The sequence below is a fragment of the Mesorhizobium sp. AR02 genome (assembly GCF_024746835.1).
GTDB lineage: Bacteria > Pseudomonadota > Alphaproteobacteria > Rhizobiales > Rhizobiaceae > Mesorhizobium.
Genome location: NZ_CP080531.1, coordinates 2061090 through 2079818 on the forward strand (window position 1 = coordinate 2061090; position 18729 = coordinate 2079818).

The window sequence follows — 18729 nt, forward strand, 5'->3', positions numbered from 1 at the left end:
GATCGATACTTGCCAATGCTTGCTTGAACAAGACATGCGGTGGGGAGCGTATGATGGCCGATATTGATCTGCTGAAATTGGTTTGGGGGGAGACGAGCGAGGTCACGCCCAGGGACGGCGCCGTGCAGACCGTGAAGCGGCTTCATGCGGTCGTAGCCAAGCTCGCTGCACTCGCGAAAAAGCGGGGGCTGGAGAAGGGGCTCCGTTCGATCGAACCGCCCCGCGTCGGCACTCCCGAAGCTGCGCGCTTTCAGGCAATGAGCGCAACGGTAGACGAGGTCGGGGCCGGGATTTACGGCGGCGCAGCGCTCCCTGCACGCGCCGCGCTGCTCGAGGTCTCTGCCACAGGGGCGCCGCGGCTCGAGACCGCGTTGCCCACGGCAGCGAGCTGGATTCTTGACAGCGGCGTGGCCAGCGGCGGCGAATTTGTCGTCGGAGATGGGTCCGATGGGCGCATCTTCCGGCTGTTCGAGTCCGACAAGGTACCGGCCGAAGATGAACTGCCGTTCGTCTCGGGAGTAACCGGCAGCGGACTGCCCGAGCCGATCATTCCCAATCCCTACAGGACGCTCGCCTGGTACGTTGGCATCGCTGCGGCTATCATTTTTGTCATGGGCGCGACGGTGTCGGTCTGGTCTGGCCGCTCGATGAGCGGGGCAAGAAACATTCTGCAGGCGACCAATCCGGCGATTCAATATGGGCTGATTGCGAAGGTTGCAAACCTCTGCGCCGAGGATTTCAAAGCTTTTCCGAACGGAATGCAGGCCGCGGTCTGCGCCAAGGTTCTCGACAAGGACAAGGTTCCCGAACTTGACAAGACGACGAACAGGATCGCGTGGCCGGACCAGGCAAAGGCTGGGAGCGTACTTGACGATGCGAAAGCGTGCCCCGCCGATCCCTCCAGAGATGGGTGCAACACGATCTGGCGCGCGGCAGTGGCACTTGACCAGGACGAGACCTGGAAGGCGAGCGTCTTCACGTTCGCTCACACGTTCTCGACCTATGTAACCGGAACTGATCCGGCCTACGGATCGACGTCCATTGTCTTCCCGTTCCTGCTGCTGGTCAGCGGGATTGCCGGCCTCACCGTTGCGCTTGGATTGGGGACGAAGCAGCGGGTCGCCGGCGTCTGGATTGACACGCGCAACCGTGTGTCTCTGGCGCGCGCGCAGGTCACGCTATGGACCGCGGTTGCGCTTGCAGGTTACGCGGCCTTTGCGTTGTTCAACATCGGCTTCGCCGGCATCGTTGGCGCAGGGGACATCGCCAGTTTCGCTGCCTTTCCAGCAATACCGGCCTCGGTCGCAGCAGCGCTGGGGATTGCGGCAGTCTCGCCGATGATCTCCGCGCTGATCCTTCCCACCAAGGATTCTGCAGGAAAGAATGTCGATTTTGACGTGAGAGGCGCCGACAGCGACCTGCGCAGACGAGGCGCACCATTTTTTGGTGCAGAGTCCCAGGGCCTCGACAGACGCGGTTCTCCTGCTCTGGCGTCCATTGCCGACATCTTCATGGGAGAGGAAAATGCAAATGTCGACACGGTCGACGTGTCAAGGCTCCAGAATGTCGTGATCACTGTTACCCTCGTGCTGGGTTTCTTCTCGCTATTGATAGAGATGACAAGCAGTATAACCACAACGACCATGCTCGGTGCCAAGGGCGCCGTCTTTACAAGCCTGCCTGAGCTGGGGGCAACGTTCACGTCACTTTTGTTCGTCAGCCATGCGACATACCTCGTTGCCAAAGCTCATGATGCCCGAAGTCTCGGCACAGGCGGAACCTCTGACTAGTCCTGCAGATGACAATCCCGACAAATGAATCGGCTTCGCGCCCACTGGCCAGCACAGGGCCGGCTAACGCCTGGCGGAACAAGATGGTGACGCCTTTTGCCAGAAAGCTGATCACTGCGCCTATCCGCTTCCTTTTGTCGTCTGACGTCTTCATCTCCTACGCTCGCATTGACGGTGCCGGATATGCGCAGGCGATAGCCAACGCCCTTGCTTCGGGTGATGGCCCACTTAGCTGCACATTCGACCAGTGGGAGACGCGGCCGGGAGCACTCGTGCCGTCGCAAATCCTTCGGGCCGCGCGAAACGCGGCAGCGCTCATTGTCGTTGCATCACCTGGTTCCATGCAATCCAGGGCAATGGATCAAGAGATCGCATCATTTCTCGAAGTACCCGGGCCGATTATCCTGGTAAGCTTTGAAAGTTCGAGCATTTCCGCTGCTGTCTGGTATCCAAGGCTCGCTGGAATAGTTCCCGAGATCGAGACTGGAGGGCCCGAAGCGCTGCATTCAGCACAGCCCGCTGCCGGGGTGCTGCGGCGTATCAGGAACGCTGTCGGATACTGGAGACTGAATGCGCGGATACGGATGGCATCAGCCTTGGGTGTCGCCGTGTTCCTCGTTGCCGCTGGCGCTGCAGGTGTGGCGAGCTGGGTGGCAAGTCGACAAATCGCCCGTGCCGAACAGGCGAGCCAGGCGGCTGACCGCGCTCTGGCTCAGGAGGAGACAGCTACGCGGCGCGCAAAAGCGGCTTCGGTGGCTATTGAAGCACAGGATATCCTGGCAAATTCACCTCAGCAATCTCTGCAGGTGCTAAAGTTGGGACTGCAGTCTATGGGTACCATGGAGACAAGCTGGGGCGAGCTCGTAATCCGCGATGCCCTACGCTTTACTCCGCAGCTTTTGGACCGTAGACAATTTTCTCCGCCCGGCGCGATGTACTACGCTATCCCAAACGCCTTTCCTCATCAAATGGCTTCGGGCCCAGATGGAGCGCTCGCCAGTTGGAGTTACACCGGGCAGGAGGACACCAGCGGGCCCCATTTTAATTTTACCCTCTCGAGCGTGACACAAGGCGCAGGCGTGCCGACTGTAGTTGAACTCACTGGCTTCGTGTCCGACATAAAATTCGTTTCGGATGGCTCCGCCGTAGCCATCAGGCTCAGTGGAAATGGGTCTGTCGGCCAACCTCAACGTCTCGCCATTGTAAAACGCGGGGTTCCTGTAGCACGAGAAATTCCTGTGCATGATCTCAGGGCATTCACAACTAGTCCGCTGGGGGATAACATCGCGCTCGCTGGCGAGAACGACGTTGAGCTCTGGCATGTTGCCGGACTCGGCGCGCCTGAGCGTCGTTGGAACATTGCCCATTCGTCGGCCCTCTCGTTCTCGCCAGATGGAAAGACTGTCTATGCCATCTCTGGCGGGGGCGTCTATTCGCTCGCTCAGACGACGACGCGAGTCGCTACGACGCCAACCAGCGCAACAGATTCCAAGAATACACTTTCTGCAACCGCCGGTCATCTCGTCGTTGGCGGAGACAGCCTAAGCTCTTTCGACCTGGCCTCGGCCAAATGGGATCATGACGATTTGGGACGTGGCGATGTCATCCCGATTGGCGGCGATCGCCTGCTGGTGAGAAGTCCCACACAGTTGGATTACTACGATCTTTCAAAGCAGGGTACCGACTACTACGCTGGCCATGTCCCATTCAAATGCCCCCCATGGCACGAGCACGATGTATTCATCGACGCAGTAGCAATCAGTGGTGACCAACAGTCGATAGCGCTTGGTTGCCGCACAGGTCTAGGAGTGGTGGCGCGGCTGACAGGAGGATATAGAGCGGCAATGGCTCCTCTCGCCGACACACGGCCGCTCGCCGTTTGGCTGGACGTCAACGGTGAGGTATTGGATGTATACGCTACATCGCGCAAGGCTTACTCGACAGACCCGATTGAAGGTGAAGTGACGCGCTGGAAGATCTTAAACAGCTGTCCCGGGAGTCTTAGCGCCCTGCGAGGGAGGCTTGCCCTGGCACCGGACGGCGGCGGCGTTGTTGAGGTCTCCGAGGACAAGATCACTGTCCGGAATCTGGAGACGGGGGATGTAAGCGCCGAGGCTGACTATCCCACCACTCGATGGAACAATGTCGAGGTCATGGCGATTTCCCCGGACGGCCAGACCGTCGCGTTGCAGGACGGCTCCGGCGTTTTCCTTACGGACTTTCGGCACGGGGGTGCCAGCCGGATACAGGTTCCTGGCGTCGGATCAGCGATATCTAGCGAATTTGGTGGTGGCGAAGATGACGATTTTGCTGCAGCGGAAGTCACAGGAGAAATAACTGCCGAGATTACCGTCGGAAATTTTCATGGGGGCACCTGGAACGTTCGCTCCCGACTGAGCGCGGGCAGTTGGGTGCGTCACGTACAGCCGGACGATATCACAATGTCACCCTTGTCAGTTTCACCCAAAGGTGATGTCGCTTACCTCGCGCCGCGATCGACAACAGCTAAGGATGGCGCAGAGAAGGTCCGTGTTGACCTCAAGGCAGGCGGGAGCGTGGAAGCCTCGTTTCCATCAACAGTGTCGGCTCTCGATTTTCAGGACGCGCGAACGCTGGTGGTTGGAACAGAAGATGGCAAGATTTACGCTTGGCCCTTCCAGGACGTTCCACAGGGCATCACTTTGATCGGTCAGCATGATGCTGCTGTGCTTAGACTGTTGAGGGGCGCATCGGATTATGTGCTGGCAGCCGATGCCACAAACGTCGTTCGGATGTGGAGGGCTGGTACCCGCCTTGACGAGGTTGGCCTTCGCGGCTTTATGGAAACCGCTGAAATCTCGTATGGGATCAGTGGCCTGTCCTATCTTGGAGTGCAAAATCTGTCGCTGGGACCAAAGTACCTTTATACAGTAAACAGGGGCGCCGACTATAATGATTATCTGGCCTGCTGGATTGCGCCCGGACCAGACTCCTTGCTGGAAACTGCCCGTCGCGCCCTGAACGAACCTTGATCAGAAGCGATCCTTGACCGCGACGCTTGAGATTGCAATCGCAGCGTGTAGTGGCGGTACCGTGGCGCAGGGCAGCACGATATTGGCTCCTTTAATTTAGATGTGACCAAAGGAGCCAGCCGGATGTGGAGCGTCGCCTACGTTTTACCCATCCTGTCGCTCCAGATACTGAACATCGATGCTCGGATTCGAAGTCGCGCAGATGAAGTACCCTTCGCCAGTAAGTCCGATGGCCTTCACCCGACCCCAAAACTTCATCACCTTCCGGAGCTGCTCAATCTCATCTTCAGTCGTTGGAAGCCGATATCTTCGCTGCTGAAGTAGAAAATGATGGTTGGGTTTCCAGTCCTTTCGCGTTGCGCCAGGGCGCGGTCGTGCGGCGCACCCATGTTCGGTAAGCGCCGGTGTCAAAGCTCAACACCGGTGTTGCGTTCGGGAGCGAGAAACGACGTCATTGATCGCCGCCAATGGGCTGGCGAGGGCGTAGCGCTCTTGGGCAACGTCGGATGCAGTCGAGAGAAAGATGCTGATCACCCGCTGTGGCATGGTCGGACTCCTTTACGTGGCACGCAGTGCCCTCAGTTTTTTGATCTGCTCCAGGGTGGTTTCGTTCATCCAAGCCGCAACTCCGAGGGCCGCCGCGGCCTTCAGCACTGCGTCGCCCCTCGGATCGCCGAGTCCGATTAAGGCTTCGGCGAGGGTAGCGTGGGCCCAGTAGAGCTCATCGTTGGCGCTGGCACTGGTCTTGCCATCCACACCGACCAGCCGCTTGCGGATAAGATCAATGGCCTTTTCGGCGGCCTTGATCACCCGCTTGCGCACGCGGTCAGCGAAGATGCGGTCGGCAATCTTCTCATTGCCGGAACTAGTGCTCGCGCGGATATCGAACAAATAGGCGAGATTGATACCAGTGTAATAGTCCTGCCGGATGAGGAAACCGCGCTCCGCCGTGTAGATGGCGGATTCGAGATCCTCCAGACGCTCGCTTTCCGTGCGTCCCAGCAGATCGGAACGCCTCTTATGCACAGCGCTCCAAAGGCCTAACGTCTCGGGATCGGTCGTCTGCTCGGGATCGAGCGTGCGGAGGAGTGAGATGGCCTCTTCATACGCTGCCGCGGCGGCAGCAGCATCATCCGGCAGGTCCCTGTCGCCGAGCTTGTAGGTCACGAAGGCCAGTTCGCGTACGACCCGGGGCCGCGAGGCACGCTCTTCCTGCCCAGACCGCGCGGTTTGCTTGTAGTAGATCGTGCTTAGTATGGCCTTTTCTTTCACGAAGTCGCCGGCAGCCCTTGCCGTGGCGACTTCATCCCATAGCGCGGCGTGGGTTTCCTCCGCGGGAACTGCTGCACGGACGCCAATATCGGAGGTTGCCTCACCGCCGCCGGCTGGGGAGGCGAGGTCCTTGCCGCCCGTCCGCACTATGCGGGCCGGCGGGTCCAGCCCCAGCAGCGAATAGACCGGGCTGTCCGGGCTGGAAGACGCCTTTATTGTGGCCATCAACTTCTTGAGTTGAGCGACCATTCGGCCAACCTCGCTGTAGCCGATGTCTGCCCCGAGATGGACGTACTTGCTGATATCGATGTGGTTGACGTCGAATGGACTCTTGAATTGGCTCTCTGCCATAACGATAGTCGAACGCGGCCGCAGCCCGTACCGCACGCCAAGCTCAAACGTGGCGTTGAGATTTGACGTCGAGATGTCCGCGACTACTAGGTCAGCATCGAGCAACATCTCGTACATCGGGATGTCGATCATGCCGGAGTGCAGCACCTCGTCGGCACGAACGCATTCATAACCAGCCGCCTCCGCCGCTGGCTTGATAATGTGTTGGTAGGTCGCGTCCAGGTTGAGCAACCGCCCGGTCGCTAGATCGGTTTTTTCGCCGTACCCCATGATCACAAAACATTTCGGCATTGCCGCCCCCGTTGTTGCGCTTCACCTGTCCTCTGGCTAACACCCTAGACTCAACGGCGCGACGGTTTCGACGATACCCCCGAGTCCTCTAGTTTCTTTCACCAAATGAGCGGCGCCCCCCGGGCCGCCGCCGTACTTGCCGTCCCACAAGGCGATCAGGTGAACAGTGCCGTAGTGGCGCGCCAGTTCCAGAAGTCTAGCGTTGCACGCCTCGTACGCTGCCCCGGAAATCTCCAACCGGAGGATCTCGCGGCGGTGTTCCGGCGTCGCTGACCAGATATGCCAAAATCGTTTTTCCCAATCGCCGGTCGCGGCGCCGGTTACGGACGTCCCCACGAACACCTCCGGTTCAAAGGGCAGCACGATATAAGTCTCGATATGTTGGCGAAGGCAGGCCTCAAGAAACAGAATGTCGCCACCACGCGCACCGCTGCAAAACCCCATGGGAGCCTTTCCCTGGCTGGCCGCTTCAACTTTCTTTCCAATCCAAATCGCCGCAGCCGTTTCGCGATCGGGCGGAAACCGCGCCTGGCTTCGACCTGGCAGATCGATCATGTGCCCGGTAAAGAGCAACGCGACTGGGGGTTCCATTTTGCTGACCCTTGGAGAAATCTTTCTGAGAGCTATGCAAAACCCTGCAGGGTAAGACGAACATCAGACGCGTTCATACTCCGTAGACTACCCTTACAGTCTTGTAACGACTCGTCCGAAAAAAGCTAATCCTGCCACAGTAAATGGTTTTGAGAGGAAAGTACCGGCACACGGGAACAGATTCTCATGCGATTCCACAAGCCGTCACTAGCGCCGCGTGTTAACCACATACACCCTTAGGATGTGGCGGCTGCAAGGCTCCCAGACTCACACTGACCTTCTGATAGATCTCAACTATCGAGATAGTTGGCCGGTATTCCTGATCAATGGGCCATTGTCGACGTAGTGGAACACACCATCGATCCCGACCGCGGTTTGGCGAATACCCCAGGGGGCCACGCCTGAGGGGATACTACGGTGCCAACCGAAATCGGCATCGGTCAGCCAGATGCGGCCGCTCAATCCTTGAATAATTCGCCTGGCTCGACGGCCAGAAACAACGCCAGCTAAGCCACCATCGTCATCGACAGCAGTTGTCCGGAAAAGGAAGCACGGTTGGGCATTCCCGGTGCCGGACAAGCAATTAGTCGCGCAAAATTTTGCCTGGCGGGAGCGCGATTTTTAGTCGGGTGCTTGCCACGACCGAGGTTAAGCCTCGCGAGGCGCACTCGCTATGGAAGCAGAAACTGACCAAAGCCCCAGAGCGCGAGGGGGCGCAAGGCCTAGCAACTGGGGAGCAGGAAAGGGGAGTGCCAAACAGGTGGTTGGCCGAAATCCCGATTGGACTCGAGGAGTTGATCTTGGGCTCACCTGTTCACGCGCTTCCGCAGAGCGGCTTATCCGGACGAGCATACAGAGGTATTTGCGCTATTACAAACACTGCGCGAGCCATGCTTCCGAAAGTCAGTTTAAGCCGATCCACTTTGTTTCAATCAAAAAGCTACGCAAGTATTTCGACGCGCGCTGAGCGTGCCCGCGAGCACTCGATCCCTGTGCCTGGTCTGGATCCAGCGGATTCGGCAACAAATCGGTCAATCCCCATGATGGCTGGTGTTAGCGTGTGGGTCATGGTTCGCCGTCATAAGCAAGGCGACATCATCGCGGGCGGCGTTAACGTAGGTGGCATTCGCAAATGAACCAGGAGAGCCCTGACTGGCTCTCGCACTCTGTCGGCGACCAAACGGGCGCCTTCAATGGGTCAGAACCTATGAGCCCCATACAGCCCCCACCATCATGGCGCGGGACGGGTTCTTTCAGGCCTGTTAAACTACCTTCGTATCTTGGCTTATTGATCACTCGTCGGAGGCCAAAATGAACATTGCGGACCCGGTTCTCTGGCTGGGCGTGCTTATCGCCTTCTACCTCACAGAGATGTTATGGTTTTACCTCAAGCGGCTGCTTCTCCGCAGGCTCGCCATCCCTTTGAGCCGCCGAAAGAAAATGTTAGCGGCCCTTGCCTATTCGGCAGTGGCAAAAAATGTCCTAATTATCTGGCAGCTTTTTGGGCCTCTTGTTCTGGGATTAGTACTTTTAACTCATGTTATCTCGGACCAATATTCATACATTCTTGAGTATGTGGTGGTGGCATTGGTGTTTTTGATTCCTTCTGCGATCGCCTTTAAGTCGTATTTTGCAAATTACCACCCCCGTGACAACCGCTCTCTGGTTACGGCGATTTCACGTGCAAAATTCTGGCGTTAATCTATCTAAGACATTCGAGTTACTTTCTATAACCACTGCCCGAGTTATAACTTTGGCAGACAACAAGGTAACGTCATCTCAACTAGTGACTACTCAGTGCTACTTTAAATTGATTGTTGATTTATTTTCGTTCGTCATTATACCAATTTCTGTTGTCGCGTTAATCGCACTTGCTACGTTAAATATGATGATAAATATCGAGGCATTCCCTGAAGCAGTATTTTTACTCCACATATCGGAATACATTCCTGCGGCGCTCGCCTTCGTCGGCGGTATTATTCTTTTGCAAGGTATCTTTATGTTCGTCTCTAATATATTTCGTGTTTGGTTTATGGGATCTGGGGTACTAGAGTTAGACGCGAAGGCTGCTGAGTCCTTTGTGAACAAAGAAACTCTCAGATCACGATCTGGCAGCGGAGCCAATTTCTTTTCAGGGAAGGCCGTATTGCGAATAGGCGACGCCTACTGGCAAGAAGCCGTGGAGAGATGCATAAAGGCTGTTCCGGTGATAATCGTTGACGCGTCGGAATTCTCCGAAAACTTACTGTGGGAGTTGCAAACGGTTGTGAAGCTTAGCTGCGGAGACAAGGTCTTAGTCATTTCTGAGGGTGCCAAAGTTGACGAACACTTCGAAATCTATCTGAACCAAAATATCCCCGACTGGCTTGGGCGATGGATATGTTATGGAGGTTTTGGCCAGTCGATTTGGGCGCGAGCAAAAATCAGTAGAGTAGTGGGAAGCCAGGCGATGGCGATTGCCAGATCGACATAGTGGGTCGTGGACACTTTCTGGAGCGAGGTTACTCTGGCGCAGCCTCGACTATTGCTCGTCTAGTTGGCGGACTAACGCTCAGCGATCCGCCGGCGGTTGGACAAATGGTCGGGATCTCCGTCTCGCTGTCCTTTTTTTGTACTGCATTTTACCGCCAACTCCTTCAACGCATATTCTAGAGTCTGAATTCTTGGCGGGTCATCCGGATTGAGCTTTGCCAAGGCCAGCGCTCTCGCGACCTCCGAATGCAGCAGGCTACAATCTGACATCGATAAGCTGCGGACCGCCTGGGCCAGCGCGACGGCGGCATGGTAGCCGACAAATGGCTTTTCCACATTGGGATCGAGGCACTTGGCGAGCCATTTAAGATCATCCTTAGACGGGAACACTTGCAAAATAGCGATGGCGGCCAATCGAAATCCTGCAGACTCATGCACCTTGAACTCTCGCAAGGACGCCTGCGCAAGCGGGGCTTGCGTCTTCATTTCTTCGAAAATGGCAGTCATCTTCCGAGTGCGCGCCGTCCCAGGCACCATATCCTCTCTAGTCTGGTCATAGGCTTCACACAGGTCGCGAAGGCGATCGGGTACTTTGACCGTTTCAACCTCGTCATGCTGCACCGTGCGATGTGGCACTTCTTCACGTAGTATGTCGGCGACTGCCCTAAGCAACCCTATACGGGCACGCTCGCGAAAGTCGGCCCGCTTAGGGTAATCGCAGTTAAGCCGATGTTTTGAAGCCGCTCCCTGAATTTTACGACTTTGGAAAGCTGTTCGATTTCGTCAGCTGTGGTTGGCATTGTGATTTCATCCATCCCGAAGTAGAACATGATGGTAGGCCTGCCAGTCTTTTCGCGGTGCTCCAACGCCCGATCGAATTCGTGAATAGTCCCGCTATCGGCTGTTTGTGTCGGCGTCCCGCAGCGTTTCCACATAACGCCAAGATGAATATCGTAGTCGATCGGTATGAGGCGATCGATTATTTGCTGCGGGCGCCCGCCCATATCTGGATACGCATGGGTTTCGTAGTGAATCAACTCAAGGCGAACATTTCTTTCTGGCGCCAGGAACGTCACGACGTCATTGATCTCAGAAATGAGAGCTGCCAGTGAGCGCCTTTCCTCATCGACATCTGACGGTGTCGACAGGAATATTCGTATCGCGGTTTGTGCCATGTTAGATTCCTGCCGGAGGTGCTTGCTGGTGAATTTCTACCGAAAGTACCCGCGGGCAAATTATACTCGTCAGTGCCAAGCTTGCTAGCGACACGGCCCTAGAGACTGGCTGCGGCAGCGACGGTGTTTTCCCACCGATTTTCCACAGACCCGATCAGCCCAGGTCGAGGAGGACGATTATCTGTCTACCGATGACGAAGCTCGGAAATTGGGAGAGTAGTTATTGCCCTAGCCTCCGCGGCAGGAAACTGGCGCAGTGTCTCATCATCTCCGCCCGATAGAAGCACCGTACTATCGTCACTGAAGGCCAGCGCCGCCACGGCACCGCGGTGATATCGAATGCGGTCTCAGGACGCGACCTCCCGCGTTGCGATACTAAATGTTTGATCCCATCCTTTGATTCGGACGACAATGGTGAACCATCAAAGCATGGGATCAAACATGTGCATTTCCTCCTGAGGCGGCGATTGGAAACACTGCGCGCCGTTCCTGCATAGCGTGAGCATAAGTACGATCTGTGCCACCGACCCTACCGATCAGAACCACCGCATCGGCGAAACGAAGAGCCTGCACCCATTCTGCAGGTCCGGGATCGACCGACACTACATGTCCTCCCCGAGATACAGGCTGTGTGCCACGCCGAACAACCTGTAGAAGCAAGTCTGACAGTGGTGTCCGAGGTTGCTCGACAGCTAGCGTTCTCTCGAAAGGCTAAGCGGCGAGGTAGTCCACACCATGCCAACCTCCAACCACCAAACCAAATCCATCTCTAGCAAGAGAGGCGTCTACCGCCCAGCCAGCCAAACCGTCTCGGGAGCAAGCCCTGCCCGCCACCCTATGCCAGCAACCAATATCCATCGTTTCCGCATCCAGAATTTCTTGTACAATCCTAAGGCTAAGGCTCTTACCTGCGCAAACGAGGGCTTGCCGGTTAAAGCGACATTTTGAGACTCGCGGATTGGCGAACTTTCGTCATCTGTCCCGACACCAGCGTGCAGTAATGACTTCTGTAATGGGCCCTCGTTCGTCAAGTCCCCTCTGAATGATATCTCATCGCCAGGATCATGCTTCTGTCCGTGGTCAGCGCGAAGGCCGCCACACTATGCCATCAGATCCAGAGCTGACAGGTCAATCTAGGAAGCGTGATTTGCCGAAGCACTCACACAGCACTACACACGACCTTGCCAAGCCCTCGTCCCGGCGACGGGACCTCAGGAGAGCGCTGCCGTTTCGGCTCGCTCCGAACGCTCTATCTCCTATGCCATCGCTGCGGCCTTACTCCAGCGGAAATCGGTCGCATCCACCCACATGCGATGGAGCACGACGCCCAACTTGCGGGCAAGGGCCACCTTGGCGCGCTTCATGCCCCGGCGTTTCGCCACGTCGAGCGCCCAGTGCTTCAGGCCCGAGAAGCGGGTTGCCCGCGTCAGCATGATGTGCGCCGCTTCAAAGAGCGCGGTTCGCACCATGGCGTCGCCGACCTTGCTGACACCACCGTCCCGATCGGTCTCACCGGATTGATATTTTTTGGGCGTAAGCCCGAAGTAGGCTCCGACCGTACTGGATTTTCCAAACCGTGTCGGGTCATCCACCGCCGAGCGATAGGTGAGCGCAACCAAGGCGCCGACGCCGGGTGTGCTCATCAATCTGCGGCAGACCTTGTCAGCGCGCGCGATCTTCAGCATCTCGCGATGGAGCTTGGTGAACTCGCTCCACAACGCCGTCCGCGCCGCCAGCATCGCACCAATCACTGTCTCCAGAGCGATGTGCCCTGCTGTCAGTTCCCGGATACGCGCCTCAAACCTTCCACGACTGACGTCTCCGACCTTCAGCCCGTAACCGCGCAGGATCCCGCGGATGCTCAGTTCGACGTCGAGAAGCTTGCCTTGCAGAAGCTTGCGTCCAACAAGAAGGGCTCGGCTATCCTTGCAAGTCACCGATTTGGCATGAACCGGGCGGTACCATCCCATCCGCAGCAGTTGGGCGATCCCGCGTGCATCTTTCCGGTCGGTCTTCACCGTCATAGCCGAGAGCGCCGCCTTCACGTGCCGTGTCTCGAGCAAAATCGCATCGCGTCCGGCGGCCACAAGCCCGGCATGCAGCCACTGCGATAATGGCCCAGCCTCGAGCCCAATGCGGATGACAGACAATTCCAGTTCGTCGAAATAGCGCACCAGTGCCTCCGGCGCGCTGGCGATCTTGACCTCGCGGATGATCCTTCCGGTCGCGTCCACAATGCACACGCTGCTCTCTTCCAGAGAGACATCGATTCCCACATAGTGTTCCATGGCTGTTCCTCTCATGATGCTTGGAGCCGATCGCTCGGACTCCGTTTCAACACCATCATTCTGAGGGACAGCCACCCAACCTGGCTATGCTCGCGAAGGCCGGCCCATTACGGCATCTAGGTGTTGAACTAGGTGCTGACAAGTCGGGACGACCGTGCAATCTTCACGGTGGGGTCGGAACAATTGTTCATGGCGCGTATCTTTCTCAGTCATTCCAGTAGGAACAACGCTCAGGCGATCGCGCTCTCCGATTGGTTGACCGCAAATGGCTGGGCTCGCGACGACATCTTCCTCGACATCGACGCGACCAGCGGGATCCCGCCAGGCGAGCGCTGGCAAAAGGCACTCAACGATGCAGCGGGCCGCTGCGAGGCAGTGATCTTCCTGATCAGCCGCGAGTGGCTGGCCTCGCGCTGGTGCCATGAAGAGTTGGCGCTCGCCCACAAGCTGAATAAGCGTCTCTTCGGCATTCTGATCGATGCGGTTGAGCTGGGTGACGTTCCAGCGCGGTTGCGCGACGAATGGCAACTGATTGATCTGGAGAGCGGCCGCGACGGCGAACGTTTCGACGTGGAACTGCCAAACGGCCAGCAGGGATTTGTCACATTCTCGGCCTCCGGCTTAGGCCGTCTGCGGGTTGGGCTGGTCAAGGCCGGGCTTGATCCGCGTTTTTTTGCCTGGCCGCCGGCAAACGACCCAGCCCGCGCTCCATATCGCGGGCTGGCGCCCATGGAAGCCGAGGACGCCGGCATCTTCTATGGTCGCGAGGCAGCAACGATTGCCGCGCTCGATCAATTGCGCGGGCTGGGGGAAGGTGCTGCCCCGCGTTTCATGACCATCATCGGCGCATCGGGGGCGGGCAAGTCGTCATTTATGCGGGCCGGGCTGGTCCCGCGGCTACGGCGTGACGACCATAGTTTCACGGTGCTGCCAATCCTACGGCCCGAGCGCGCGGCGATCTCTGGCAAAACCGGATTGGTGACAAGCATCGCAGAAGCCGCAGAGGCGCTTGGCCTGAAGTGGGCCCGCGCGAAAGTCGAAGCGGCGATTGCCGCAGGGCTGGAAGGAATAGCCGGGCTCTTGTTAGAAATCACTGCTGCCGCGAGTCATCCGCGCATCGCGGCTGACGATTTGGCTGTGCCCACCATTATCCTCTCGCTGGATCAAGCTGAGGAGCTGTTCCTCGCCGATGGCCGGGAGGAATCGCAGCAGTCGCTGGCGCTCGTGACCGCGCTCCTTAAGGCGGACCAGCCAAAGCTCATCGTGCTTGCCACGATCCGCACCGAATCCTACGAGAAGCTGCAGCAGGCATTGGCCCAGGCCGAGATTCGCGACCTTCCGTTCAGCCTACCGGCTCTGGCTCGGGGCACCTATCAGCGGGTAATCGAGGGGCCAGCAGAGAGGCTCGTCGGAACCAATCGGGCGCTGAAGATTGAGCCTGCGCTCACGGCTGCTCTTCTGGCCGATATCGAGGAAGGCGGCGCCAAGGACGCCTTGCCCTTGCTTGCCTTCACTCTAGAGCGGCTGTTCGCGGACCATGGTGGCGACGGTGACCTGACGCTTAAAGAGTACGAAACGAGCAGACGGATCGCCGGCGCCATCGAGGCTGCGGTGGAGCGAGCACTCGCCGATGCTGACGGCGATCCGGGCGTACCGAAAGGTCGTACTTCCCGATTCGTATTGCTGCGCCGCGCGATGATACCGTGGCTCGCCGGCATCGATCCGGACACTAGGACAGCACGGCGTAAGGTCGCGCGCTTCACTGACATTCCCAACGAGGCAAGACCGCTGATAGAGTACTTCGTGAAGCAACGGCTGCTGGCGACCGACGTCTCGCCCACCACCGGAGAGCGCACTATCGAGCCGGCGCACGAAGCCCTGCTTCGGCAATGGACCCTGCTCGACGGTTGGCTGAAGGAAGATATCGCTGTTCTGGCGACACTCGAAGGCGTGCGCCGCGCGGCGCGCGACTGGGACGCCAACAATCGCGACGCCAACTGGCTGGCGCATGCCGGTGGCCGGCTCGAGGATGCGGAAGCCATCAAGTCGCGCGTCGACCTGGCCCGCCGCCTCGACGCCACAGACCTTGACTATCTCGAGGCCGCCCGTGCCGCCGAGAGCGGACGTCGCGATCGCGAGTTGGACGAAGCGCGCAAGCTCGCCGAGGAGCAGCGCAAAAATGCCGAGGCGGCAATTGAGCTTGCGGGTCAACAGAAGCGCATAGCAGAACAGGAACGGAGAAATGCGGACGCCAACGCCGCTATCGCTGCGCAGAATGCAACGATCGCTGACGAGCAGCGCAAAGTGGCACAGCGTACGCGCATCGGTGCCATCGCAACAACATTGTTGTCGTTCTTTGCAATAGGCGCGGGAATATTCGCCTTTAGCCAGACTGGCGAGGCAAGACGGCAAGCTGAGGTCGCGCGAGAACAGACCGACGCAGCCAAACGTCAAACCGACTTAGCAATAACAAGACTTACGCAAGCTCAAATGAATTCTTCTAGGTTCTTAGCATCCGCAGCTGAAGAGGCGGAAGTAAAAAATGGCGCCATTGGCCTAGGCTTGGCACTAGTATTGGAAGCACTGCCATCGGGCTCGGCGATAAGCGAGGACCGGCCGCTTGTTCCGGAGGCTCAAGGGGAATTCTTCCGCTTGCGCACGGCAGACCATTTGAAGGCGCTAATGCACCACGACGGTGGGGCCTGGAGCGCATCTTTCTCAGCTGACGGAAAGAAGCTTGTAACCGCATCCGACGATCATACCGCCAGGGTATGGGATGTGAAGACAGGAACTCAACTTACACTTCTACCGCACCATGATGTGGTCATACTCGCTCTCTTCTCTCCAGACGGAAGTCGCGTGGTCACGGCATCTGCCGATGGACTAGCAAGCGTCTGGAATGCCAAAACTGGTGCTCAAATCGCGTCGATGAAACACAATGGGCGGGTTAGAAGCGCGGCGTTTTCGCCCGATGGGACGCAGGTGGTAAGCGCATCCGAAGACGCTACCGCGCGGGTATGGAACGCCGAGACGGGAACTCAGATCGCGGCATTACAGCACGAGGGCTGGGTCATCAGCGCGTCGTTCTCACCTGAGGGCTCACGAATTGTTACTGCCTCAGCAGATCATACCGCTCGAGTGTGGGATGCCAGGAGCGGTGCGCAGATCGCGATCATGCATCACGACGAGGCTCTAAGCAGTGCTGAGTTTTCGCCTGACGGTACAAGAATCGTTACGGCCTCGGGGGACCGTACCGCACGCATATGGGATGCCGAGACCGGAACTGAGATTAGGCGATTGTCGCATGAGGGCCCAGTCTATAGTGCCACCTTCTCCCCCGATGGCAGAAATGTGGTGACGGCTTCGGGCGACAACACCGCTCGGGTATGGAACTCTACCACTGGAAAGCAAATTGGGCTTTTACGGCACGATGGCTGGGTCTCTGGGGCAATATTTTCGCCCAATGGCAAAGAAATACTCACACAATCCTATGACTACACTGCGCGCGTCTGGGATGTCCGAACCGGATCACAGATGGAACTCCTCCGCCACGATGGCATAGTCGGCAAATCAGCCTTCTCGCCCGACGGCACGTTAGTCGCTACGGTTTCGAATGACGGAACTGTTCGACTCTGGGATCAAAAGGCCGTGACGCCAATCTCCGTCCTTCAGCACGAAGGCCCGGTTCAGAGTGCCGCCTTGTCTCGCGACGGTTCTCGCGTTGTCACAGCGTCTGCCGATGGTACAGCGCGTGTGTGGGATGCAAACACTGGCACGCAGATCGCATTAATGCGCCATCAAGGTCAAGTCAACGCCGCTGCCTTCTCGCCCGACGACTCGATGGTCATAACAGCCTCTGCTGATAAGACAGTCGGTCTTTGGAATGCAGCGACTGGAGCAGAGATTGGTTCGCTATCGCACGAAGGAGAGGTTTTGAGTATCGCCTTCTCGCCCGCGGGCGACAAGTTGGCCTCAGGCACGTTCGCCGGGTGGGACGCAGGGCCATCATACGCTCGTGTGTGGAACGTGAACACTCATGCACAGATCGCAATCCTCCAGCATGGAGACGCAGTTGTTAGCGTCGTGTTTTCTCCTGACGGCAGGCGTGTGCTAACTGCGTCTCTTGATAAGACCGCCCGTGTGTGGGACGCTGAGACTGGCCAGCAACTCGCGCTGATGCCCCACACTACCCCTGTGAACAGCGCCTCCTTCTCGCCGGATGGGGCTTGGGTACTGACAGCATCGGATGACGGAACGGCACGCGTATGGGATGCTCACTCTGGCGCACCCATAGTGCTTATGCAGCACGAAGCCACAGTGAAAAGCGCCTTCTTCTCTCACGACGGAACCAAAGTGGTGACTGCGTCCTATGACGGTACAGCCCGCGTCTGGGATGCAGCGACGGGAAAGCAGCTGGCAGTATTTCGGCACGAAGGCCCAGTCAACAGAGCCGTCTTTTCACCTGACGGAAAGCGAGTAGCGACGGCGTCCGGAGACAATGCCGCACGTGTCTGGGACGTCAAGACGGGAGCGCAGATCAACCTTCTCCCTCATGAAGCTCCAGTTGTAAGTGCGTCCTTTTCAGCTGACGAAACCAAACTCGTGACCGTGTCTGCCAATGCTGCGCTAACTTGGACCGAGAGCGAAAGTCCTGATTTCAATATTGAGCTTTTGGCAGCGAGAGCCTCCCAAATGCGTGTTCTTTCCGATAGCGAACGAGAAACGTACGGCATTGAGACTCCTAAGTGGCAGAGCGACCTTAAGCACAGGCGCGACTCGCTCGCTCCTTGCGATCGCTTGGCCGGGCATCCTCTAGACCGCCATTTAGGTTATGGCGGCACACCATTTGAGGACATCAATGTCAAGGAAGCGCTTGCCGCTTGCGAGATTGCAATTGGGACAAGCGAGCCACGATCCAAATATGAGCTTGGACGGGCGCTGGAGAAGGACGGGCGCTTAGAAGAAGCGGTCGCAGCTTATCATTCAGCGGCCGATGCTGGCTACCCTATGGCGTTCTACGGTCTTGGTATGGCGTACCAGGTCGGGAGGGGAGTGGCTGAGGACGACGCCCAAGCTTTCGCGTTCTATAACAAGGCGTTTGCTTTAGGCGAGCCAGCCGCAGGCTCGTTTCTGGGCCAGATGTATTGGAACGGCAAAGGCACCGCAGCCGACACGAAAAAGGCCATGATTATCTGGGAGCAGGCCGCCGAACAGGGCGATCCGACCTCCCATGAGTGGCTCGCTTGGGTAGCCGAACTTGGCCGTAATGGCATGCCCTCAGATCTCGCCGCCGCGCTCTACCACTACGCAGTATCTGTGCATCTCTGCGAGGAGTCCGGCATTCCCAATTCAGCAATCAACGCACGGTACCGGCGCGCCACGCTCGCGCGCAACATGGATCCGAAATTGGTTGCCGACGAATGGCTGAAGGCGCAGAACTTCGTCGTGAGATTCGATCTCGCCAATCTCATGAAACAATGATTTAGCA

General features: G+C 57.8%; 10 protein-coding genes. 5 read left to right on the top strand and 5 right to left on the bottom strand.

What is annotated here, in order from left to right:
• Positions 1-53: 53 nt before the first annotated feature.
• Positions 54-1790, top strand: a complete 1737-nt coding sequence (locus DBIPINDM_RS14065; protein ID WP_258587823.1) for a hypothetical protein — start codon at positions 54-56, stop codon at positions 1788-1790.
• 83 nt (positions 1791-1873) lie between these two features.
• Positions 1874-4801 (top strand): toll/interleukin-1 receptor domain-containing protein, encoded by a 2928-nt coding sequence (locus tag DBIPINDM_RS14070; RefSeq protein ID WP_258587824.1) that lies wholly within the window; start codon positions 1874-1876, stop codon positions 4799-4801.
• Between the two features lie 558 nt (positions 4802-5359).
• Here DBIPINDM_RS14070 and DBIPINDM_RS14075 read toward each other — a convergent pair.
• The gene (locus tag DBIPINDM_RS14075; RefSeq protein ID WP_258587825.1) at positions 5360-6715 is read right to left on the bottom strand and encodes a tetratricopeptide repeat-containing protein; all 1356 of its coding nucleotides are present in this window, start codon (positions 6713-6715) and stop codon (positions 5360-5362) included.
• Between the two features lie 36 nt (positions 6716-6751).
• Entirely contained in the window at positions 6752-7306 is a 555-nt protein-coding gene (locus DBIPINDM_RS14080; RefSeq protein ID WP_258587826.1) for a hypothetical protein, read from the bottom strand.
• A 1311-nt stretch (positions 7307-8617) separates the two neighbouring features.
• On the opposite strand from DBIPINDM_RS14080, the gene DBIPINDM_RS14085 reads away from it, so the two are divergent.
• The gene (locus DBIPINDM_RS14085) at positions 8618-9007 is read left to right on the top strand and encodes a hypothetical protein (protein ID WP_258587827.1); all 390 of its coding nucleotides are present in this window, start codon (positions 8618-8620) and stop codon (positions 9005-9007) included.
• A 52-nt stretch (positions 9008-9059) separates the two neighbouring features.
• The gene (locus DBIPINDM_RS14090; protein WP_258587828.1) at positions 9060-9779 is read left to right on the top strand and encodes a hypothetical protein; all 720 of its coding nucleotides are present in this window, start codon (positions 9060-9062) and stop codon (positions 9777-9779) included.
• Positions 9780-9850: 71 nt separating this feature from the next.
• Here the strand turns inward: DBIPINDM_RS14090 and DBIPINDM_RS14095 are convergent, their stop codons facing one another.
• The 3 genes from DBIPINDM_RS14095 to DBIPINDM_RS14105 form a co-directional block, all read right to left on the bottom strand.
• Positions 9851-10414, bottom strand: coding sequence for a hypothetical protein (locus DBIPINDM_RS14095; protein WP_258587829.1), 564 nt, complete (start codon positions 10412-10414; stop codon positions 9851-9853).
• Positions 10415-10452: 38 nt separating this feature from the next.
• Positions 10453-10953 carry a hypothetical protein gene (locus tag DBIPINDM_RS14100; protein ID WP_258587830.1) on the bottom strand — a complete coding sequence of 167 codons (501 nt, stop codon included), beginning with the start codon at positions 10951-10953 and terminating at the stop codon, positions 10453-10455.
• Between the two features lie 1256 nt (positions 10954-12209).
• Positions 12210-13241: an IS110 family transposase gene (locus tag DBIPINDM_RS14105; protein WP_258587831.1), complete on the bottom strand. Its 1032-nt coding sequence runs from the start codon at positions 13239-13241 to the stop codon at positions 12210-12212.
• A gap of 189 nt (positions 13242-13430) precedes the next feature.
• Between DBIPINDM_RS14105 and DBIPINDM_RS14110 the strand changes: the two genes are divergently transcribed.
• Positions 13431-18722, top strand: a complete 5292-nt coding sequence (locus DBIPINDM_RS14110; RefSeq protein WP_258587832.1) for a TIR domain-containing protein — start codon at positions 13431-13433, stop codon at positions 18720-18722.
• The last annotated feature ends 7 nt before the right edge of the window (positions 18723-18729 follow it).